A 23,510-nucleotide genomic window follows, 5' to 3' on the forward strand; every position below is an offset into this window, starting at 1 on the left:
TTATTTATTACTTCACTGAATACATTTCTTTAATGTATTACTGGCGTACCTTCTGTACTAAAGGCAAATCCTTTATTACTAAAATTCCCAATCATGACCGCCTCAATCACTGGTCTGACGGTTTCATCGACACCTTCGACCTCGATAATGAAGTTAGCACCCGACCCGCCTTTATCTTCTTCTTTTTCGACGATGTAGTTGAGCGTGGCCATCGCTGATAGCTCGATGGGTTTGCTTAGATACGACTTTACCAATGCCCCATCCGTATCATAATAATCAATTTTATTAATATACAGTGATTTTTTCAGCGTGGTATTGCGCACACTCAGCGTCGCTGACAGTAATACTTTGCGATTGTCTCTATCGGTATAGATATCAGAGTAAATCGGTACATAAAAGGTTTCTTTGTAATTAAACTCGCTACGATCTACATCGGAGGTCACCTCTAACGCTTCAATCGGATCTTGTTGGTGCTCGGACAGAAGAACATTTGGATCTTGCGCAGACGGATCACAGCCTGACAGAAACACGATAACAGCGACCAATAGAACGGATATACTGCGCTTATTCATAAACTTCCCCTGTCCCTTTTCATGTCACTGCGATTGCAAGCCGTTATTTGATTTTCACACCCACGCTACGTAAGAACTGGTTGATGTGTTTGTTTGCGCCATAAATGACCAATACATCACGGTCTTGCAATATTTGTTCAGGCGTGGCCAGACCTTGCACGCTAGGTTTGGTCTGGGTACGACCAAAGCTGTCTTCATAATACTCATAGCGCAAGGTACTAAGCAATCGGATATTGAATTTTTGCTCCAATCGCAGCTCCTCAACCGTCTTGCCGATCAACACATTTGGAATCTTGATTTCTACCATACTAAAGTTATCGCTTAACTCAAACGAATCAACAAAATGGCTTAGTGACAGTCGTTTGGCCCAGCGATTGGCTGCTTCTTTTTCAGGGTAAATAATGTCATCGACACCGATGGCCTGCAAAACTTTTTTGTGCAGCGGATTGATGCTACGACTGATCAAACGTTTTGCTTTTAGGGTTTTAAACAGCGCCGTTGCCATCACGTTGGCGCCTTGATCCTCCCCAATAGCAACAATGACGGTATCGGTATCGACAATCGGTAATCCGCTCACGGCATACTCATCCGTAGCATCCATACAGAGCGTATGAGAAATGACCTCCTTATAGGCTTCTACCCTTTGCATGCTGCTGTCAATGGCAATCACTTCGTGACCTTGGCGGGTCAATGCTGCTCCCAGTGACGCCCCAAAATTCCCCAACCCTACGATGATGTATTTCATAAATTTTATGACCTTTTTTAGTATCTTTTACTCTAAGTTTCCCTGTTTTTGCACATAAAACCGTCTATTTATCACAAGTTAGTTAATCGTGATTTCCTCAGTCGGATAGCGATAATTGCGTTGGCGCATGTTTTTGAGTAGCGCAATAAATATCGTCAGCATACTGACCCGTCCAACAAACATGATGACCGAAACCACGACTTTACTAAAATCCGATAAGTCTGCTGTCAGGTTTAAACTTAGCCCCACCGTGCTATAAGCTGAGAAACATTCAAATACCACTTTGATCAAATCAAGCTCTGGCTGATCATAACTAATCAGCGTCACACCCGTACCGATGACCAATAATGACAACCATATAATAGAGAACGCGCGGCGGACTGAAATATCCGCAATCTGACGCTTGAAGACTTCTATCTTTGTTTGTCCGCGTGCTAAGCTCAGTGTATTTAATAGCGCAATCGCAAAGGTACTGGTCTTGATACCACCACCCGTTGAGTTGGGCGACGCCCCAATCCACATCAAAAATATCGTTAGCATGACCGTTGGAAAAGTCAGCTCACCCATATCAATGACATTGAATCCTGCGGTTCGCGGCGTGGCAGCCGTAAAAAACCCTGTGATAAGCTTACCGAAAAAGCTGGTATGGTCAGCGAGTACATTGTTGTATTCAAATACCATCACCCCAACCAGACCAGTCAACAATAACGCCCCAGTCGTAATCAAGGTAATACGGCTGTTGATATTCAGCAACCAAGGCTGATAAATATGGTGCCGGTCATTGCGATAGATCAGTCGCTCAGCGCGATGACGCAAATACCGCAGCACATTGACCACAATGGTAAAACCCATACCGCCAAAGATAAAGGTCATCGCAATGATAAGCTGTAATGGATAATTAAAACGCAGCGAATCGTCATACATGCCAGCACTAAAGGTCGAAAACCCAGCATTACAAAAAGCGGATATCGCATGAAAGACCGAAAAAAACAATTGCTCAGACCAGTTCATATCAGGCATATCATAAATGCTGATATAAATGAGTGCCGCCGCCACCGCCTCAACGGCGAATGTCACATATAAAATAGACTTAAGTGTCGACACCACATTACCCATGCCGCGCATATAAGACATCTCGCTAATACTCGCTTGCGTCTCGTAGCTGACGCCGCCCTTAAAGAAGTAACTAAAATAGGTCACGAACGTCAAAATACCTAGGCCGCCGATTTGTATCAGTCCCATAATAATGACTTGGCCAAACGTCGTAAAATAGGTTGCCGTATCCACGACAATAAGCCCAGTCACACAAACGGCACTGGTCGCGGTAAAGAGCGCATCAATAAAGGACAGCGGCTGCGTTGTCGCATTGGGCATCATTAGGAGCAAAGCACCAACCAGCACAACGGCTAAGAAACTTAAAATAAAAAACTGTGCAGGATGCAAAAAGGTGCGATTGAGATTGAAATTATGATCAGAGAGTTCACGGATAAAGGTGACAAACACGGCGATTTTTATCGCGACAAAACCATCAACGGCGGCGTCCAAGCCAGAACGCACCAAATCAGTGAAATGCGCGGTAAGTAAAATGACAATCGCGATACTGGTAAAAGCATCAAAAATAGCAACTTTATTGAGCGTTCGCGGTTTGTTTGTGTAGAGATAACGGCCAACCGTCACCACAAAGCTGAGTAAAATAACGACCAAGTAAAAAATATGAAACACTTGTTGGAGCCAAATGGGCAACGTAAAGCCACTATCCAATAAGGCAATAGCTACCGCGATGACACTAATCAGAATCGTAACATTATTCAATAATCGATAACGTGCGGCTGCATTCATAGCTTGAACCCATGACAACAATAACCACGATACTTATACTCCTTTTTTGCCCTATTCACAAAAACTGATTTGAGAGAATCGTAACCAATTATTGAATCAATATAGATCCTAAGAGTCATTCAGATGAGATATCAAATACTTGCAAGATCATACAATACTGACTGACGTACTGACTCCTTTTTCCCACTTGCTAAGCCCCCACTTGCTAAGCTGTCTCTCATTCTTCTTTTGTTATTATTATCGCCATTTTTACGCCGCCCCATGTCACCAGCACCACGCCGATAGCTATCAAAGATGCCCCCAAAAACAACCCCTCAGGTGGACGCTCTCCCTGCAAAAATATCGCAATCGGTACACCAACGACAGCCCCAACAGCCCCTAGTAAACTGAGCAATACAGGCCCACCTGTTTTTTGCAAAAGAAATAATAAGAAAAACTGACCAGCAAACACCCATGCTTGTACGACTATCAATCCTAGCGGCAGCCAAGCATCCAAAGATATCGCGACAGAAAAATCAGAGAACGCACTAAACAAACCTAGCAGCAATGCCGCCGCCACCAGCATACCGGGTGCAAGCGCACTAGAGGAGGCATTGTCAGGCCAGCGTAATGTCCGATAGATATTACCAATGGCGAGTAGCACTGGCCCGCACAGCGCGACTAAAATCCAGAAGACACTAGATTCTGGTGCAGAAAGCTTATGAATAGCCAACACCCCTGCGCCAAGAAGCGCCGCCACTACGCCAAGCGCACGAATGAGATAAAAACGCTCCATACGTAGCAGCAGTGCGCCAAGATACGTTAGCAGTGGGGGTAAGCAAATAATGAGGGCAACAAACCCTGCCCCAACATGAGGAATGGCCGAAAAGAGCAGTAAATTGGCAGCCGCCACGCTAACAAAGGCGGCGACAAAATAATACTCGATAGTACGGGCACTAATAGGCGGTATCTCTTGTTTGATAAGAGCAACGATTAGTAAAATAATGGCCGCGCCAGTGATCGACCAAAACAAAAACGCGAGTGGTGTTAGACCGATATTGACAGCATATTTTGCCAAGTTGGTCGAGATACCAGTAAGCGCACCCCCTGCTAATAGGCAAGCAACAGGCACTAGCCACGTGTTTTTGTGAGTATTTTTATTGAGTAAGTCATTCATCCATTATCCTATTGGACAAGGTCGATCATTCAGTCACCAGTTTCGCAAGCAGCTCATCTATCTCAACCTTAAATTCTTTGTCTTCGATTTTGTTGGCTGCAACTTTGGCATTTTGTAGATGTTGGCGCTTAGAATGACTAAGCTTATTATTTTTAACAACGAATCGCCTAAAAAATAGTCGCTGTCAGTGCCATGGTCGAATGTTCAACACGCCCTAGTATTGATCATTTTTTTCTCTATTTTTCGTGAGATAACAAAAAAATTGTGTCTCAATTTATGATTTGGCAGTTAAATTTTTAGTACAGGCAAGCTTAGCACGGTTAGCGATAACGTTGAGCGTTCTCAGACGACGGCAAAGAGATGTTTTGACTTTATATTGCTGTCCAATCATTGCTCTTGCCAGTGCAACCATAAACGCATATCTAATTCGAGCTGATGATAATCAGGTTCCATATGACAACACAGTTGATAAAACGCCTTGTTATGATCATGTTCTTTAAAATGCGCCAGCTCATGTACCACAATCATCCGTAAAAACTCTGGTGGTGCGTCTTTGAATAGACTGGCAACCGTGATACTGTTATGAGATTTAAGCTTGCTGCCTTGCACGCGAGACTGGGTAGTATGGATACCTAGCGCATGCTTTAGTACCTTTAACTTACTGCTATAGCTGACGCTTGATAGCGGGCCAATCTTGCGCATGTATTGGTTTTTTATCTCATTGACATAGTGATAAAGCGCCTTATCACTTTGCACTTGGTGCTGGGTGGGATATTTTTTATCCAAGTACTCACCCATCCGACCGTCGCTTATCATTTGCGCCGCTTGCGTTTGAATCTGCTCTGAGTAATGCGCTATGTATTTTAATCTGCTCACAACGATATCCTTTGTCTATGTGTTAAAAGCGGTCCGCTTGTTTGATGGATTTTACCTTATATTGGCTATATGTTATCTCAAGCTTGTTTTACTTCCCATTTACCTTATTTGCCACAAAAAAACCCCATAAGCGGTAGTCAACTTACGGGGTCATTGCTTATAGCACTTTCTTATAAAGACGGTCACTTATCGGCTATCGCACATATAGATTGATAGCGCGATATAGCGCGATAGTCTAGGCCATTAACGCTCTAGATGCAGATACTGCAAATGACGCTCGTACTGATTTAAGATATCGACCAATACTTGCTCTTTGGTATAACCGACCAAATCATACTCTTGCGAGCCTTCACTTAAGAACACCTCAGCACGATAATAATGCTCCGCCTGCTTGTTTGATGTATTCAATGTAAAGTTAGGACGTTCAGCTTTGATCAAGTTAACTTCATAAACAAAGTCATCTTCATCACCATGACCGACGCGCAGTTTTAGACCGTCGACCTGAGCACTGTCTTGGCCCATGCCTGCATCGATATCTTCACCGATACTGGCAAGATTATGCGCATCTAAAGAGGTTTTGAGACCACCTGCTTTGAACTCTTTTTCGACCTCAGTCATCGCTGGCATCACCACCGTTTTTAAGAACTTTTCGACTTGCGCGTGACCTGGGAAGCTCACAATACGCTGCAAACGTGCTCTCCAGCTCTTACCGCTGTCGAGCACATTGGCAGTACCAATCGTGCTGGCTTTGCGCTTATTGCCCTCTTCTTTCAGTGACTTCCACATGGACATCATGTAGAGCACCAGAATCAAAGAGAACGGCAAACCTGCAATCACAGAGACCGATTGTAATGAGGCAAAACCGCCCGCAAACAATAATCCTAGTGTGATAAGACCTGTTGCCACCGCCCAAAACAAACGCAACCAAACCGGTGCATCCGTGTCATTAGTCATGCCTTTTGAGCTCAGATTGGCAAGTACCAACGCGCCTGAGTCCGCAGAGGTGACAAAGAACACCAGACCAATGATCACACCTGCAAATGAAAGCACTTCGCTATAGGGGAAATATTCAAATAGCGCAAACATGCCCATGGCGGCATCATTGACGGCAGTTTCACCAAGCGCCGTTGCGCCATTGGCAACCAGATCTATCGCAGTGTTACCAAAGATAGAGAACCATGCAAAAATAAAGCCCAATGGAATGAACATCACGCCAAAGACAAACTCACGTAGCGTACGACCACGGCTGATACGCGCGATAAACAGACCAACAAACGGTGCCCAAGCAACCCACCATGCCCAGAAAAATATCGTCCAACCTGATTTCCAGTCGGCACCGGCAGTACCGTCATAGGCATAAACATCAAAGGTTTTATAGATAATGGTTTGAAAATATTGACCAATATTTTGGGTAAAGGTGTTTAATAAATAGACGGTATTACCCATTACGAGGATGGCAAGCAATAGCAATATTGACGACAACATATTGAATTCAGACAGACGACGTACGCCTTTTTCAACACCTGTCATCGCAGAGACAGCGGCAGCGACGACCACACCGACAATGATCAGCGCCTGAACCATCTTGCTAGATTCAATACCAAAGACATGGGTCAAGCCAGCATTGGCCTGTAAGACCCCAATACCTAGGCTCGTTGCAATACCCATCAACGTACAGACAACACCGAAAGTATCAATCCCATCACCTAGCCAGCCTTTGATCAGGCGTTCACCAAATACTGGCGTGAGCGGTGAGCGTAGCGCAAGTGGCATGTTTTTGCGGTAAGCAAAGTAAGCCAGTGCCATACCAATCAGCGCATAAATACCCCAGCCATGCAGACCCCAATGCAAAAAAGTCTGAGCAAGCGCTTGACGCATGGCCTCAGCACTAGCAGGCTCTAGGCCAGTATGCGGCGTTAAATAATGCATCAATGGCTCTGATGCCCCAAAAAATAGCAGATCAATACCGATACCCGCTGAAAACAGCATGGCTGCCCACGCTAAAAACGGAAACTGCGCTTTTTCGTGGTCTTGACCCAGCTTAATATCGCCATATTTAGAAAAACCGACAAACAAAGCAAAAATACTATAAGCGGCAACCACTAGCATGTAATACCAGCCAAACTTATCTGATACCCACGCCATACTTGCACCAAGTAAGGTCTCACTATAATCTGGAAAAGCAATGGTCCAGATAATCAATAAAATAGAAATAATAGCCGAACCTAAAAACACAGTTTTGTTTAGGCTCAACGTTTTCGTCACCTCTTTTGATGGCGAACTGTACATAAAAGACCTCAAATAAGTAAATTAAACAGTGTCCGATATTGCTTTGTCCGGCATAGTATTATGACTTTTGACCACATAACGTATATTTAACCGCATGACGCACAAAGCAGTACCAATGAATAAAAGCGAATAAAATGATAAATAGCACCAATATATGACATACATTGCGCTCATATATTGACGCTGATAAAAAAGGCCTTTACGTTGAAAGGCCATTATTTTGGAGTTATCTGATATCGTTCTTTATTTAGCAGCATATTTTATGCTGACTTGTCATTTACACCGTTGAGAGATAATCGCGCATTGGCTCAGCGCGTAGCGGCGCTCCATTGGCCACATAATAATCTGCCGTAGAGCGCGGCAATTGTACGCCTTTCATTTTATCAACGATTTTTTCGGCCAGCATGATGGTGGTGGCGTTGAGATTACCACTAATGATATTTGGCATGATAGATGCATCGACGACTCGCAAGCCATCAATACCATGTACCAGCCCTTGACCATTGACGACCGAATCATTATCTTCGCCCATCGCACAGGTACATGAGGGATGGTAAGCCGTTTCGCCATGCTCGCGCACATAGTCATCTAGCTGCTGATCGGTCACCAAGTCTTCGGTGGGTGAGATGGCAGCACCGCGATAAGGGTCCAGCGCAGGTTGATGCATAATCTCACGCGTGATACGCATCGCCGCGCGGAACTCCTGCCAATCTTGCTCATGTGACATATAGTTAAATAAAATGCTTGGATGCGCATTTGGGTCTTTTGATGTCAGCTTGACGCGGCCACGACTCGGTGATCGTAGTGAGCCCACATGCGCTTGGAAGCTGTGCGATTTCACCGCACTACGACCATCGTAACGCACCGCTAATGGCAAGAAGTGATACTGGATATTGGGGTGCGTAAATTTCTCATCGGTACGGATAAAGCCGCCACCCTCGAACTGATTGGACGCGCCAAGACCAGTACCATTAAACAACCACTCAGCTCCAATAGCAGGTTTATTCCACCATTTATTGGCAGGGGCAATCGACACGGGCAGTTTACATTCATACTGCATATACAGCTCTAAATGGTCTTGTAGATTATTACCGACACCCGGCAACTCTAAAACCTCATTAATACCCAAGTCTTTGAGCCACTGACCAGGGCCAATACCAGAGCGCTGCAATAATTGCGGCGAAGCGATAGCACCCGATGAGACGATCACTTCACGAGCGGCATAGAATTTTTTGGTTTGACCTTGATGCTCAACTTTAACGCCGACCGCGCGCTTACCATCAAATAAGATCACATCGGTGAGCGCCCCTGTCAAAATCGTGATATTGTCACGCGGCTTGGCACGATCTAGATAGCCTCGAGCCGTTGATGCGCGGCGACCATTAGGCGTCACGAAACGATCCATCGGACCAAAACCTTCTTGCTGATAGCCGTTCAAATCTTCGGTACGCGGATAGCCTGCTTGTACCCCAGCTTCAATCATAGCTTGAAACAGTGGATTCACCCCTGGTTTTGAGGTGGTCATCTCGACAGGACCACCGACGCCATGATAGTCGTTTTCGCCAACATCGCGGTTTTCTGACTTTTTAAAGTACGGCAAGCAGTCGAGATACGTCCAGTCTTCTAAGCCCTTGATTTTGGCCCAGTCGTCAAAATCGAGCGCATTGCCACGTATATAGCACATACCGTTGATAAGCGATGAGCCACCAAGCCCTTTACCGCGGCCACAGTCCATGACACGGTTGTTCATATATGGCTCAGGATCGGTTTTGTAGCCCCAGTTATAGGTCGCCCCTTGCAGCGGCATTGCAAGCGCCGCTGGCATTTGGGTACGAAAATCCAATCGATAATCTGGACGACCTGCCTCTAGTAATAACACGTTGATATCGGCGTCTTCGGTCAGACGCGTGGCCAGCACATTACCTGCTGAGCCTGCACCGACAATGATGTAGTCATATTCAGGGGTGGTTGATGTCATAACATGCTCCATAATATGGAAAAATATAAAACACTTGGTAGCAGCAAGGTCAAATGCACAGCGTCATCAGGCCCAAACTGCGCTCACTTTCTCAATACCAATCATTAAAAGACCGATTCAAACGCACCCAACTCTACTTGGATAGATTTGGTCTGAGTATAATGCTCAAGCGCCTCGATACCATTTTCACGGCCAACGCCTGAGTGCTTGTAGCCACCCACTGGCATCTGTGCCGCTGACTCACCCCACGTGTTCAACCAGCAAATACCCGCTTCGATCTGAGCAATGACGCGATGCGCACGCTTTAAATCAGTCGTCACCACTCCAGCTGCTAAGCCATAATCGGTGTCATTGGCGCGGCGGATGACTTCTTCTTCGCTCTCATAAGTCAATATTGACATGACTGGACCAAAGATTTCCTCACGGACGATGGTCATATCGTCGCTACAATCTGTAAATACGGTCGGCTCAACAAAAGCACCATTAGCCAATGCGTCTGTTGTGACGCGTGCGCCGCCCGTTAGCAGACGCGCGCCGCTCTCTTTCCCTTGCTCGATATAGCCAAGTACGCGCTCCATATGCGGGAAGCTGACCAATGGACCCATGTTGATGTTCTCGTCCATTGGATCACCCAGTTTGATACGATTAACACGCGTTAAGATGGCTTGCTCAAACTTGGCTTGTAGCGCTTTTGGGACAAATACTCTCGTGCCGTTGGTACATACCTGACCGGTACTATAAAAATTCGCCATCATAGCGATATCAGCCGCGGTATCAATATCAGCATCATCAAATATGATCAATGGTGACTTACCGCCAAGCTCTAAGGTCACATCTTTTAGCGATGAGCTTGCCGCGCTCGACATGACCTTTTTACCCGTCGGCACACCACCAGTGAATGATACCTTGGCGATATCTGGATGATTGGTCAGTGCTTGGCCCACTTCATAGTTGCCTTGCACGACATTGAACACACCATCTGGCAGTCCCGCTTCTGTCAGGATTTCTGCCAGTTTTAAGGCAGTCAACGGCGTGACTTCTGATGGTTTAAAGATCATCGCATTACCAGCAGCCAATGCAGGCGCGGCTTTCCACATCGCAATCTGAATCGGATAGTTCCATGCGCCAATACCTGCGACCACACCCAGCGGCTCGCGGCGAGTATAGACAAAGCTCGTGTCACGCAGTGGAATCTGACGACCTTCAATCATGGGCGCAAGTCCTGCATAGTACTCAACCACATCAGCACCCGTGACGATATCGACATACTTAGTCTCAGACAGCGCTTTGCCGGTGTCTTTGGTTTCAAGCAATGCCAGTACATCATTACGCTCGCGCAATATCGCAACTGCCTTTGACAAAATACGGCCACGCTCAACGGTGGTCATTGCCGCCCAGATTTTTTGACCTTTATGAGCCGCTTTGACCGCATCATCAATCTGCTCATTGCTCGTTTGCTGAATGGTTGCCAGCACTTCACCTGTCGCTGGATTGATGTCTTCAAAAGTGGCGAGCGTGTCATCGACCGCTAAGTAGCGACCATTAATATAGGCAGTTTGCACTTGTTCTAAATCGATAATGTCTGTCAAATTGTTGATATCTGTCATAAATACTCCTTGAGAGGATTGATAAAAGCGGCAATAAAACGCCGTTTTACCAAATCATATCGTCATTGTTAAAATTCTAAAGTTGGATGGTTAGCAATCCGGATATTTATTGACCCGAACGATTGTCAAAGTCAGGTTGCGTCATTTTTATCAATCGATCATGTAGCGATTTTTTATCTGATATGTTGATACCTGAAAAGTCGGAGAGCCAAATTCCATCAGCGACCAGACGAGCCATACATAGGGTTTCAGTATCGTCAGTGGCGGCATGTTTTTCCAACTGCGTGTTGGCCCATTGGGCCCACAGCTCACGTAGCTCACTATCACCTAGCATCAATACATATAAGGTGGCTTGGTTGTCGTATTCTTCTTGCGCTTTTTCGCCCAGACTGATGGTGGCATCGATATAAGCACGGGTAAAAGCGCCATGACTCACAGGATCTTTTGCCATAGCGGCCTCGACTTCTGCCTCAAATTTCGCCATTGCATCATCGAACACTTCAAGCACAAGGGCATTTTTTGTTGCAAAATGATGCATCACACCGCCCTTTGTCACGCCTGCCGCATCAGCGACTGCCTGAAACGTCACTTTAGATAGCCCTTGCTCAAGCGTGATCCGTGCTGCTTGATCGAGCAGAGCACGGCGAACCACTTCTGGCTGTTTTTTACGCTTATAAGGATTTTCTATTTCTACACTCATATCAATGCACCACAGAATTAGACAATAAATTCATTACAACGACACCGCCAACGATCATGGCAATGCCAACCACTGCTGCCGTATCAAGGGTTTGCTTAAATAGCACCAAACCTGCAAGCGATGTGAGCACAATGCCCAACCCGCCCCATAACGCATAAGCAATGCCTAGCGGTATCACCTTGAGTGTCTGTGCCAATAAATAAAATGAGAGCGCATACAGCGCCCCCATCATCAGCGTTGGCCCTAAACGGGTAAACTGCTCTGATTTCACCAAAAATGTCGTCCCTACCACCTCACATATAATGGCAATGGTTAGGTAACCGTAGGCAATCGTCGTAGAACTCATCTTTTGCGCACCGCCTTTATTTAAGCAACTGCTAATAAAACATAGCAAAGAAACCACATGGTCGGTATTTTATAGAGTTCTGTTACCAATGTGAAGGGCTGTCCTGCAACTTTATTGTGTCAAAGCATGTCGTAATGGCTTTTATTTCAAGATAGAACTGTTTTTATTACCTGCTTTGTCTTACGATCTAAATACTCGCGTGCGCTTTTTGCGCATTCTTCTACGTAACGTCTTTTATTTTTATAAGCGTACGTATCATTGTGAGCAAATCGGCCTATTTACGCCCCTACTGAGCGAGCAGAGGCGCTGAAACGTCCTATCTGATAAGGGATAAACGCCTATTTATAATAATTGCGATAATATTTATAATTTATCTCAGAATAAGGTTGACAGCCTTTAACGACTTGGCTAAAATGTGCCCCACATAACGCGAACAAGCCAAGTAATGACTGTTTTATAAAGCTTGAAACACTTGCAGTTATGACAGCTTATTCTCCAATAGCTCAGTTGGTAGAGCAACGGACTGTTAATCCGTGTGTCCCTGGTTCGAGCCCAGGTTGGAGAGCCATATACGAAAAACCTTCATCACTATTTGATGAAGGTTTTTTTATTGTTGCCGTTTTCATATTGACTGCTCATAATATTCACATGGCAGCGGTGTTCTTTTTGGCATTTTTGTTGTATGGTAAGATTAGTTTTGATTGGGTTCGTTTTTGTTTGAGTGTTTTACCCCTACTCACTAAAAATAATGGTTTATTATGATACCTGCACGTGTAAAAAATAAGTTCTCTGATCATCCGCAAAAAATCATGCGCCCGATCAGTATTCGGTTGTCTGAAGAAATGATTGCCCTATTAGAAACAACCAGCTCAGAATTGGGTTTTAAGCGCATCCAAGGGCTTATCCGTCTTTATATTCGTCAAGGACTCGATCGTGACCATCAAGATTATACGCTCGCTCATGACGAAGTATTTATTGAGACGTTACGTAAGCGCGGTGTGAGCCAGCGCATCATCGATGAGGCAATCGTTGTGACCCATAACAACAATATCTCTCACTCTTTATCTGAATTGCAAGACAACGATCAATAATATCCTTCATCAGTCGTATTAATCATAACGATCTGGCTGAGATTGACTGAGACTCTAAGACGTTGTCCCTATTTTTATCAAAAAGACCAAGTCTGCTCACGCAAGCTTGGTCTTTTTTGTGGCTATGATAAAGGTGAGATTGCAATTTATAGATTAGCCTTGCTCTCTGGACTCTTTTTTACCTCATACCGACACGCATTTACTCTTTGACCTTATCGTACGTTTGCGACTGTGGTTAGCGATAACTAAACAAAACCTGTTCCCAAACAAGGTATATTAAGAAAATAGTCGCAATGATTGGGGTGCATCCTCAATTTCAATATGAGGATGAAAATGTATAAGGAGAGGTACGATGATGGGGTTACAGCAGCATTTTTATAAAACGTTGTGTCTGACTATGGCAGTCGCCATGCTAGCGATAGCACCGGGTTGCTCGTCGCCGCAAACGGATCCAGACCAAAAAACCATACCGACTGACTCTGATCAATGGCAAAAAAAACTGGGACAGACTTTTGAGCAATTACCTGCCGACGATCAGCAGCTACTCAGTCGATATATGCTACGCATGAAGCTTAGCGATGCGTATGAATCGGGCGCCATGCCGCGCACCACTATCAAGCAGGCCCTCATACAACAGCGTGAGTACGAGCGTCTGCATCCTAATAATCCAACAGGCAAGAAAAGTCCTATTGTGAAAGGTCAAACAGCAAATGCGACGGCACAGACGTATCCTGTCGCTCTCCTACCGATTAAGACCAGTGATAGCGATAGCTTAAACCAAGTCAAAATGCAGTTTATGCTATCCAACCATGGAGACGTTGCAATACAAAGTTTTCAAGGCACACTAACTATGAAAGACGCCAACCTGAAACAAGGCAAAGACTTCAATGTTCCTCTCATACAATTTGATCCAGCCATCGAGCCAGAACAATCTGGCAAGATCATTATCGAGAGTAGTATTGAAGACATCAATGTCATGCGCGCCATTAAAAACACGAAGGATATGACGATCGAGATTAAAGAAGGCACACTTATATTGGCAGATGATCAAAGCATTGAGTTTGGCAATTCATTAGCTAAATAGTGGGACTGCGCATCATTTGATCTTTTATGAGATTTATAGAGCCTGTCGGCCAGCATTCATAAAATACACCATAAAAAAAAGCCCCAATCATTACTGATTGGGGCTTTTTAGCATTTGGCGGAGACGGAGAGATTCGAACTCTCGAAGGGCTATGAACCCTTGCCGGTTTTCAAGACCGGTGCATTCAACCGCTCTGCCACGTCTCCATTGGTGCATCATTATATAGATATCCTTTTATAATGCAAGCCCCTAATCTAAAAAAATTCAATTAATTTGCGAATACCTTTGAATCACTGGTTTATCGCTTGCTTGAGGCCAGATGCAGGCACATATCGAGCAGTCTGTTGGCATAACCCCATTCATTATCGTACCACGCAAAAACCTTGTACTGCTCGCCTACCTGCATGAGCTGCTGACCATCTATGATAAGCGACTCAGTTTGATGAATAAAATCACTAGAGACCAACGGCTCATCCATATAAGCCATGATGTCACATAAATGCGTCTGACTGGCAGATTGAAGGGCGTCACGGATAGCATCAACGCTGACCTCTGGCGTATCAAATACAAAGGTCACATCAATCGCTGCCACATCGATGGTGGGCACCCGTATTGAATGTCCATTTATTTTGCCCGCCATCGCTGGCAATACCCGCTCCGTCGCAGCAATACTACTCGAGGTCGTTGGGATAATATTGTAGCCAGAAGCACGCGCCCGTCTGGGATCTCGATGCGCTTGATCGAGCACCGTCTGATCGGCGGTAACCGCATGAATTTCTGTCATCATAGCGGACTTGACGCCGAACGCTTTATCCAATGTGTCAATCAGTGGCACCAGTGCCTGCGTGGTACAAGAAACGCTGGAGATAATCGGTAAATCAAGCATGAGCGCATCTGTATTGACCCCCATAACGATACAAGCATCCACATCATCGAATGGCGCTGCACCGATGATCACCTGCTGTGCGCCTGCATGGATGTGCAGCATCGCTTGCTCATATGAGCGAAAGTGACCCGTGCACTCTAGTACCACATCGACCCCTAGCGACTGCCAAGGTAGGTTTTGTGGATTGGGTTCTGAGAGCATATTGATGCAATAGGTCAGAGTGTTTTTGGTGAGACAGAGCTGAGTTTTATGCTCATTATCGGACCCGCTCTCGATAATATCAGCACTGACCCCCAAGCGGCTTAAGCGACCATGCGTGCTATCAAATTTTAATAAATGCAACAAAATATCTGCTGGTGCCAAGTCATTAATCGCGACGACATGGATTGCACGTCCTAATACTTCAAAGCGCTCTAGCAAGGCGCGCAGTACATTGCGCCCGATACGACCAAAACCATTAATAGCCACTCTCAATGGCTGTGAGTGCTCACCAGTGGTACGATAGGTCGCCGCTATCGGGTCAGAGGTCAATTGATAAGTGGCGCTAGAAAAATCAGGCATAAAAGATATCGCTATAAAGGGATATAAAGAATGGGCGTTGTCGCTTTAGACGCGCTCTAACAGTCGGTTCAATATTTTTTGTTCAAAAAACCGACAGTGTCGTAAAATCTATCTTGTCGTAACAAACTATCTTGTCATAACAAACTATGGCGTGATAAAAATCAATGCCAAACGAATGGTGTTGTAGTCAATGCTTTGCTTGAGATGATCGAATATCGGACGCAGTTTGATACTGCCATCATCATTGAAGTCGTTTGGATTATTGGCAACTTTGATGGCGACATAAGCGTTGCCAACCGCTGTCATGACCTCATCCTCTGGACGTAGATGATCGCAGGCAAGGCTTGGATCTTGTGATTTTAGCTCGCCGATGTGGCGCATGATGGTGGACTGTGATAGTTGACGCGCTTGCGAGATTTCCGCAATAGTCAAGCTCTCTTCTAATAGCATTCTGGTTGCAAGCAAAGTGCTCTCTGATTTGTCAGAGACTTGATTGCCTAATTTCTGTTTTTTATCGATTTGCGCTTGTTGCTGTTCGCGACGCTTTTTTTGCAGCGCGGCATAGGCGTCAATCACGGATTGACTGAGCGTACCACCTGACTTTAAAACAAACTTCTCATGCGCCTGCTGCATACTTTCTTCATCCAGCATCGCATAGTTGGCATCAGCCTCTTCAGACAGGACTAAAAACCGCTTGTCTGCGCCGCGTGCCAGTGGATCAAGTTGCAAGCTCATGTCATTCATACCCAGTAGCTGCAATCCTGCCAGCGATTTGAGACGTGATAAGGCCACATAACCTTGTCCCAACTCAAAGGTACGCGATAAATCAATCTCAGCGGCATCGAGGGTCATGCCTTGCGACTTGTGAATGGTGATCGCCCATGCCAGACACAGCGGTACTTGTAAGTAACTTGCCAGCACCTCACCCGTCTCATCTTCGATGATCCATTCTTCAGGCTCAGCGATGACTTCTCGTCCTGAATTAAGCCGCACGACAGGCATTTTCTGGGTCGTTGGTTTCTTCGACTTTGGCTTTTCTTTGTCTTTTTTAGCAGCGGACTTCTTAGCTTTTGCCGTTTTTTCGCCAGCAGCTTCCTCATCAATGTCATCGCTGCTATCGTCTCCGATTAACGCGTCACTACTTTCCTTATCCTCTATTTTGACCGCAGCAAAACCAATCAGCTCACCCATCGTCCCGTTGGACACCCCAAGCTCGGCATTGTTTTTGATAAACATGACCTTGGCGCCCACCTTTAGAACCAACTCGTCTTGAGTACGTACGGTCTTTTTTAAGGTTTCAACCAGCTTACTATCGCCCGTGGTTGTGGCTTCAAAACGCATCATCTCACCGTCTAACAGTGCCAGCTCCTTGTCATTAATCTTATTGACATTGAGATTATGCGTGTACAGGCGAGTACGCTTGATATCGACGCTTTGATCGTAAGTATTCTCTAAAGCGGCAATCGCCTCAAAGGTCACTTCCTGACGACGGATTTGGTTGAGAATATCATCTAAGTCTAAGCCGCCATTTGCCGCTTCGCTAACCTGTCGATGCTGCTCTGACAGATAGCAAATATGAAATTTGGCATCGAGCCACGCCTCAGACATAAAGGCGAACTTTTCACGATTGCTCTCGCCTTTACTACCAATCGGTGGCAACTGAAAAAAATCTCCTGCGACGACGACTTGGATGCCACCAAAAGCTTTGTCGTTTTTGCGAATATGCTTGAGCACTTGGCTAACCAAGTTGAGCTGCTTGGCATGTAGCATCGATATCTCATCAATGACCAGTACTGCCGTGTCTTTTAATCTGTCTGCCAAAAACTGCTTACGAGATAAATTGGTCAAATCTCGGTCGCTCAGCTCATCTTTGATACCAATACCCGACCAACTATGAATCGTCGTACCGTTCATGTGGGTGGCAGCGATACCGGTACTGGCTGTGACTGCAACCGGTACACGGCGAGCGCGCAGATAATCAATGTATTGATTGAGCGTATAAGTCTTACCTGAACCTGCTGAGCCAGTCAAAAAGACGTTTTGACCTGTTTTTAGAATATCAAGAGCAGAAGATTGACGCATAGACCCAAACCAATAAGTAATAAAAGAAAATAGGAAGTAAAAATACCGCATTGCATCGCACTCAAGTGTGCGGCACTGCCATTTAATTATAACAGCTGCACTCACTTTACAAAGCACTTTAACCGCCCTATATCGTATAACCGAAAGTTTTGTGATACATATTATATCATTATAAAAAATCATTATCGTTCTGTACAAAAGTTCAGTACGATAGAATAATAAATTGGTTAGGAAGACCAAGGATTTATTTTTCAATGGCTATCTCTAAAATGGCTATATCTAAATAGTCATATTTTAAATAACCATCATACACAACAAGGAGTGGTTGATGTTATACGCTTATCCCAACACTGAAAACAGTCCGGTCCAATTCCGCGAAAAATACGATAACTTTATTAATGGTGAGTGGACCGCTCCTATCGATGGAGAGTATTTTGATAACACAAGCCCCATCGATGGTAAAACTATTTGCCAAGTCGCCCGCTCAAAAGAAGCCGATATCGAAAAAGCCCTAGACGCGGCGCATGCTGCCAAAGACGCATGGGGCAAAACCAGTGTTACTGAACGTGCCAACTTGTTACTCAAAATAGCTGACAGCATGGAAGCCAACCTAGAAGCGATTGCGATTGCCGAATGTTACGAAAACGGCAAGCCTGTTCGTGAGACACTCGCAGCCGACATCCCTCTAGCCATTGATCACTTCCGTTATTTTGCCAGCGCCATTCGCGCACAAGAAGGCGGTATCAGTCAGATTGACGAAGACACTGTGGCTTATCATTTTCATGAGCCACTTGGTGTCGTCGGTCAAATCATTCCTTGGAACTTTCCTATCCTAATGGCCGTATGGAAGCTAGCACCTGCCCTTGCTGCTGGTAACTGCATTGTCCTAAAACCTGCCGAGCAAACCCCCGCCTCTATCCTATTTATGCTAGAGACCATTGGCATTGCCGATATCTTGCCAAAAGGCGTGCTAAACGTCGTCAATGGCTTTGGTGTCGAAGCGGGTAAACCACTTGCCTCAAACCCTCGTATCAATAAAGTTGCCTTTACAGGTGAGACTACCACTGGCCGCCTCATTATGCAGTACGCGAGCGAAAACATCATTCCAGTGACGTTAGAGCTTGGTGGCAAAAGCCCTAACATCTTCTTTGCCGATGTTATGGATGAGGACGATGACTTCTTGGACAAAGCTGTCGAAGGTCTAGTGATGTTTGCACTGAACCAAGGTGAAATCTGCACCTGTCCATCGCGGGCACTCGTTCATGAGAGCATCTATGATGAATTCATCAAACGCTGTATCGCCCGCGTTGAAGCCATCAAGATGGGTAACCCATTAGATACCGACACCATGATTGGCGCGCAAGCCAGCTCAGATCAATTAGAGAAAATCCTATCTTATCTTGATATCGGTAAAAAAGAAGGCGCAAAAGTGCTCGTCGGCGGCGAACAGGCTAAGCACGATGGCGATTTGACCGACGGTTACTACGTCAAACCAACGATCTTTGAAGGCACCAACGATATGCGCGTGTTCCAAGAAGAGATCTTTGGACCTGTCCTTGCCGTGACTACTTTTAAAGACGATGACGAAGCCATGCAGATTGCCAATGACACCTTGTATGGTTTAGGCGCGGGCGTATGGACACGTAGCGTACACAAAGCTTACCGCTTCGGACGTGGTATTCAAGCTGGACGCGTATGGACCAACTGCTATCACATCTACCCTGCGCATTCTGCATTCGGCGGTTATAAGCAATCCGGTATTGGACGCGAAAACCACTTAATGATGCTCGACCATTATCAGCAAACCAAAAACATGCTGGTGTCGTACAGCCCTAAAAAAATGGGCTTCTTCTAAACCATCATTTCTAATCATGGAGCGGGTTATCACAAGTGTTACATAGCCCGCTCGCTACAACGATCTAAATAAAAAAACTGAAACGAATTTTTATATCCTCTAATGCGCTTAGGCGCACAGCAGGAAAAATTTGTAGCAGTCTTGCGTTCAAAATAAGGTGTTTGCATATTTTGAATGCAACATCGCAACAACTTTTTATATCGACATCTATCAATCACCCATAAAAGAGAACTTATCATGACTAACAAAATGAAAGCCGCTGTATTACATGAGTTCGGTCAAGACTTAAAAATCGAAGAAGTCGACATCCCAACCGTAGGTGCCGGTCAGATTTTAGTAAAAATGGAGGCCTCAGGCGTCTGTCATACTGATTTACATGCGGTTGAGGGGGACTGGCCTGTTAAGCCAAACCCGCCATTCATCCCAGGCCATGAAGGTGTTGGCGTAATCACGGCGGTCGGTGACAACGTCCATCACGTCAAAGAAGGCGACCGAGTCGGTGTGCCCTGGCTCTATTCTGCTTGTGGTCACTGTACGCATTGTCTGGGTGGCTGGGAAACCTTATGTAAAAAGCAAGAAAACTCTGGTTACTCAGTGAACGGTAGCTTTGCAGAATACGTCCTTGCAGATGCCGACTATGTCGGTATCATCCCTGAAGGCGTCGACTCTATCGAGATTGCCCCTGTTTTATGTGCGGGCGTCACGGTATATAAAGGACTTAAAATGACCGACACCAAGCCAGGCGACTGGGTTGTTATTTCAGGTATCGGCGGCCTTGGTCACATGGCTGTACAATATGCCATTGCCATGGGGCTCAATGTTGCTGCTGTTGATATTGATGACGAAAAACTTGAATTCGCCAAAAAGCTGGGGGCAACAGTGACGGTAAATGCCAAAAATACAGACCCAGGCGAGTTGCTACAAGAAAAAATCGGTGGCGCTCATGGCGTGTTAGTCACTGCAGTATCATCAAAAGCTTTTGATCAAGCCTTAAGCATGTTACGTCGCGGTGGTACTTTAGTATGTAACGGGCTCCCCACTGGCGACTTCCCGGTGTCAATCTTTGATACTGTACTCAATGGTATCACTATACGCGGCTCTATCGTTGGCACACGTCTTGACTTACAAGAGTCGTTAGATATGGCAGCGGCTGGCAAAGTCAAAGCGACCGTCAAAGCTGAGCCGCTTGAGAACATCAATGATATTTTTGAGCGGATGCGTAATGGCAAAATCGAAGGTCGTATCGTCATCGACTATAATCAATAACGGATAGCAAAATGACAGTGTTATAAGCTTCTTATTACATAGTTATTCCAACTGTCAATTATCAGCCGAAGGTCGTATCTTTTTAGTCATATGCCAGTTGTGATGTGTCTGAAGATGATGCGACCTTTTTGATTTGACTGTGGCATACTGATACTAGAGAGCAATTATATAAACCATGGATGGGCCATAAGAAGGAGTACGATATGAAACTGGCAGCAACAGAGTCGTGTAAGGCGTTGATTGAGCTACTAAAGTCCAAGCATGGAAAGCTGATGTTTCATCAGTCAGGTGGCTGCTGTGATGGTAGCTCGCCGATGTGCTATCCATTAGGAGAGTTTAAGGTAGGCGGTCAGGATGTGCTGGTTGGTGAGCTTGTTGGCTGTCCATTTTATATGGGACGCGCACAATACAATCTATGGCAGCATACCGATTTGACCATTGATGTCGTCAATGGTCGCGGTGCGAGTTTTTCGTTAGAAATCCCTGAAGGCAAACGCTTTATCGTACGCTCAGAAATCTGTACGATATAAGGACGTTTGACGCAAAACTAGGTAGCATTAATCTTAAATAATGTACCCCATATGACAGTCTTAGCTTGTCCTATGATATTGGGGAAAAACTGGCTGATTTAATAAAAACAAATCATAGCAGCACCTAATAACCACAGCATCTAATAGCTACCGCACCAAATAGTCAGCAGCTGCTCAATAATCCACTGATTTTTAAAAATCATTGTCATTTATACGCTTGTCTATCATCACAACAATAAAAATATTTGTATCCGAAAAGTAACTAATTTATTAATATACATGTATACTAATAACTTTTTATTATGAATTTTACTGTCGAAATTCGTAAAAGTTACCTTTTTTGGTTGTATTAGCTCTCTAAAATAATAGAAATCGTCTTTTTTATTAAATTATTTCAAAGATTTCTTGCATTATCGCTATTTATGAGAGTATATTCAAACGACTTATTTATAACGATATGTTCTACATTATATAAATTAAATCTTTCTCAACTTTATATATGTATCTTTTTGTAAATAATATATCTTCAAAATAAATATACCAAAAGCAGTTGAAAGTTTGCTAATTCCTCAGACAGGCATAGCAATTTATAAGCAACTACCTATCATTACATGCGACGTAATAATGCAAAAATCACTCTTTAAACTTACGCTGTTGGCCACGCTTATCTTGGGTGTAAGCGCCTGTAGTGGCGACAATAAAACCACTGACGAGTCTGCTGCCAGCTCAGATGCAAAAGCCGCTAAAACCCTACTTTATTGTTCAGAAGGCAGCCCAGCTGGTTTCGATCCCGCACAGTACACCGCCGGCACCGATTTTGATGCGAGTGCTTATCCTATCTATAACGGTTTGGTACAGTTTAAAAGAGATGGGACTGAAATTCAGCCAGGACTCGCTGAAAGCTGGGATATTAGCGAAGATGGTAAGACCTATACCTTTAATCTTCGAAAAGGCGTCAAGTTCGGTAAAACCGATTATTTCACACCAAGTCGCGATTTCAACGCAGACGATCTGATTTTTACATTAAAACGTCTCACCAACCCAGACTTTGAATTTAACAAAGCTTACCCTGCAGAATTCCCCTATTCAGTTGGCATGGGATTACCTGATATCATCTCAAATATCGAAAAGGTCGACGACTATACTGTCAAAGTCACGCTTAACGAAGTCAATGCCCCATTTTTACAAAACCTAGCGATGCCATTTGCTTATATCAACTCTGCTGAATATGCAGATCAGTTGATGGCCTCTGGTAATGAGCCTGATATCAATAACAAACCTGTTGGTACTGGGCCTTTCGTCTTTACGTCCTATCAAAAAGACGCGCAAATCCGTTATACCAAAAACCCAGACTATTGGGACAAAGACAACATCTACATCGACAACCTTGTGTTTGTTATTACTAAAGATTCAGCTGTTCGCGCCCAAAAGGTACAAGCGGGTGAATGTCATGTGTCCGCTTATCCAAAGCCTGCCGAAATTGAATCGGTCAAAAAATCTGGTAAAGCCACCGTTCTTGATCAACCAGGTTTCAACGTCGGTTATGTGGGCTACAACGTTGAAAAGCCAAAGCTAAGTGATCTTAAAGTACGTCAAGCATTGGATATGGCGATCAATAAAGACGCGATCATCAATGCTGTCTATCAAAGCGAAGGTCTCAAGGCAACCAACCCAATGCCGCCTACGCAGTGGGGCTACGACGACTCTTTAAAAGATGCACCTTATGATGTTGAAAAAGCAAAAGCGCTGATTAAAGAAGCTGGCGCGGACAATATGAACATCGACTTATGGTACATGCCTGTTCAACGTCCATATAACCCTAATGCCAAACTCATGGCTGAAATGCTCCAAGCAGATTGGGCGAAGATTGGCGTCAATGCCAAACTGGTTACTTATGAGTGGGGCGAATACCTAAAACGCGCGGCAACTTGATTTTGGTCAGTTTATTTATTGATATTTTGTATGGTCTGATCAATCCGCGTATTCGACATACCTCTTAATGTCACAATGTTGCACTGTTGCAATGTCACATTGATAAATACTTATA

General features: G+C 44.8%; 18 protein-coding genes and 2 tRNA genes. 7 read left to right on the forward strand and 13 right to left on the reverse strand.

Features of this window, described 5'->3' with window-relative positions:
- Positions 1 to 29 precede the first annotated feature (29 nt).
- The 10 genes from CUR83_RS10110 to CUR83_RS10155 form a co-directional block, all read right to left on the reverse strand.
- A complete protein-coding gene (locus tag CUR83_RS10110) occupies positions 30 to 572 on the reverse strand; it encodes a DUF3124 domain-containing protein (RefSeq protein ID WP_284719576.1) in 543 nt (180 codons plus the stop codon).
- Positions 573 to 615: 43 nt separating this feature from the next.
- Positions 616 to 1,317 (reverse strand): NAD-binding protein, encoded by a 702-nt coding sequence (locus tag CUR83_RS10115; protein ID WP_284719577.1) that lies wholly within the window; start codon positions 1,315 to 1,317, stop codon positions 616 to 618.
- Positions 1,318 to 1,395: 78 nt separating this feature from the next.
- Positions 1,396 to 3,156 (reverse strand): TrkH family potassium uptake protein, encoded by a 1,761-nt coding sequence (locus CUR83_RS10120; protein ID WP_284719578.1) that lies wholly within the window; start codon positions 3,154 to 3,156, stop codon positions 1,396 to 1,398.
- A 217-nt stretch (positions 3,157 to 3,373) separates the two neighbouring features.
- Positions 3,374 to 4,312 carry a DMT family transporter gene (locus CUR83_RS10125; protein WP_284719579.1) on the reverse strand — a complete coding sequence of 313 codons (939 nt, stop codon included), beginning with the start codon at positions 4,310 to 4,312 and terminating at the stop codon, positions 3,374 to 3,376.
- 387 nt (positions 4,313 to 4,699) lie between these two features.
- On the reverse strand, positions 4,700 to 5,188 hold the full coding sequence (locus CUR83_RS10130; RefSeq protein ID WP_093068520.1) for a M48 family metallopeptidase: 489 nt from the start codon (positions 5,186 to 5,188) through the stop codon (positions 4,700 to 4,702).
- A 243-nt stretch (positions 5,189 to 5,431) separates the two neighbouring features.
- Complete coding sequence (gene betT / locus CUR83_RS10135; protein ID WP_284719580.1) at positions 5,432 to 7,477, reverse strand: choline BCCT transporter BetT; 2,046 nt, start codon at positions 7,475 to 7,477, stop codon at positions 5,432 to 5,434.
- A 277-nt stretch (positions 7,478 to 7,754) separates the two neighbouring features.
- Positions 7,755 to 9,455, reverse strand: coding sequence for a choline dehydrogenase (betA, locus tag CUR83_RS10140; protein WP_284719581.1), 1,701 nt, complete (start codon positions 9,453 to 9,455; stop codon positions 7,755 to 7,757).
- A 104-nt stretch (positions 9,456 to 9,559) separates the two neighbouring features.
- Positions 9,560 to 11,062, reverse strand: coding sequence for a betaine-aldehyde dehydrogenase (gene betB / locus CUR83_RS10145; protein ID WP_284719582.1), 1,503 nt, complete (start codon positions 11,060 to 11,062; stop codon positions 9,560 to 9,562).
- 106 nt (positions 11,063 to 11,168) lie between these two features.
- Complete coding sequence (locus CUR83_RS10150) at positions 11,169 to 11,762, reverse strand: TetR/AcrR family transcriptional regulator (protein WP_284719583.1); 594 nt, start codon at positions 11,760 to 11,762, stop codon at positions 11,169 to 11,171.
- Position 11,763: 1 nt separating this feature from the next.
- Positions 11,764 to 12,108, reverse strand: a complete 345-nt coding sequence (locus CUR83_RS10155; protein ID WP_075107501.1) for a DMT family transporter — start codon at positions 12,106 to 12,108, stop codon at positions 11,764 to 11,766.
- 492 nt (positions 12,109 to 12,600) lie between these two features.
- Between CUR83_RS10155 and CUR83_RS10160 the strand changes: the two genes are divergently transcribed.
- The 3 genes from CUR83_RS10160 (at position 12,601) to CUR83_RS10170 (ending at position 14,283) form a co-directional block, all read left to right on the forward strand.
- Positions 12,601 to 12,676: transfer RNA gene (locus CUR83_RS10160), tRNA-Asn, on the forward strand.
- 190 nt (positions 12,677 to 12,866) lie between these two features.
- Complete coding sequence (locus CUR83_RS10165) at positions 12,867 to 13,199, forward strand: CopG family transcriptional regulator (protein WP_223333169.1); 333 nt, start codon at positions 12,867 to 12,869, stop codon at positions 13,197 to 13,199.
- Positions 13,200 to 13,551: 352 nt separating this feature from the next.
- Positions 13,552 to 14,283 carry a hypothetical protein gene (locus CUR83_RS10170; RefSeq protein WP_223333170.1) on the forward strand — a complete coding sequence of 244 codons (732 nt, stop codon included), beginning with the start codon at positions 13,552 to 13,554 and terminating at the stop codon, positions 14,281 to 14,283.
- A gap of 115 nt (positions 14,284 to 14,398) precedes the next feature.
- Here CUR83_RS10170 and CUR83_RS10175 read toward each other — a convergent pair.
- From CUR83_RS10175 to CUR83_RS10185, 3 genes are all read right to left on the reverse strand, one after another.
- Positions 14,399 to 14,489 (reverse strand) — tRNA-Ser (locus CUR83_RS10175).
- Between the two features lie 92 nt (positions 14,490 to 14,581).
- Positions 14,582 to 15,730 (reverse strand): type I glyceraldehyde-3-phosphate dehydrogenase, encoded by a 1,149-nt coding sequence (locus CUR83_RS10180; protein WP_284719584.1) that lies wholly within the window; start codon positions 15,728 to 15,730, stop codon positions 14,582 to 14,584.
- Between the two features lie 144 nt (positions 15,731 to 15,874).
- Complete coding sequence (locus CUR83_RS10185) at positions 15,875 to 17,812, reverse strand: AAA family ATPase (protein ID WP_284719585.1); 1,938 nt, start codon at positions 17,810 to 17,812, stop codon at positions 15,875 to 15,877.
- Positions 17,813 to 18,140: 328 nt separating this feature from the next.
- Here CUR83_RS10185 and exaC point away from each other — a divergent pair, with 328 nt between their 5' ends.
- The 4 genes from exaC to CUR83_RS10205 all read left to right on the forward strand — a co-directional run bounded on the left by exaC (position 18,141) and on the right by CUR83_RS10205 (position 23,395).
- Entirely contained in the window at positions 18,141 to 19,667 is a 1,527-nt protein-coding gene (gene exaC, locus CUR83_RS10190) for an acetaldehyde dehydrogenase ExaC (protein ID WP_284719586.1), read from the forward strand.
- 237 nt (positions 19,668 to 19,904) lie between these two features.
- Entirely contained in the window at positions 19,905 to 20,933 is a 1,029-nt protein-coding gene (adhP, locus tag CUR83_RS10195) for an alcohol dehydrogenase AdhP (RefSeq protein ID WP_252962589.1), read from the forward strand.
- Positions 20,934 to 21,136: 203 nt separating this feature from the next.
- Positions 21,137 to 21,463 (forward strand): DUF779 domain-containing protein, encoded by a 327-nt coding sequence (locus tag CUR83_RS10200; RefSeq protein WP_058023776.1) that lies wholly within the window; start codon positions 21,137 to 21,139, stop codon positions 21,461 to 21,463.
- Between the two features lie 624 nt (positions 21,464 to 22,087).
- The gene (locus CUR83_RS10205) at positions 22,088 to 23,395 is read left to right on the forward strand and encodes an ABC transporter substrate-binding protein (protein ID WP_284719587.1); all 1,308 of its coding nucleotides are present in this window, start codon (positions 22,088 to 22,090) and stop codon (positions 23,393 to 23,395) included.
- The last annotated feature ends 115 nt before the right edge of the window (positions 23,396 to 23,510 follow it).

Source organism: Psychrobacter pocilloporae (genome assembly GCF_029872915.1).
GTDB classification, from domain to species: Bacteria; Pseudomonadota; Gammaproteobacteria; order Pseudomonadales; family Moraxellaceae; genus Psychrobacter; species Psychrobacter pacificensis.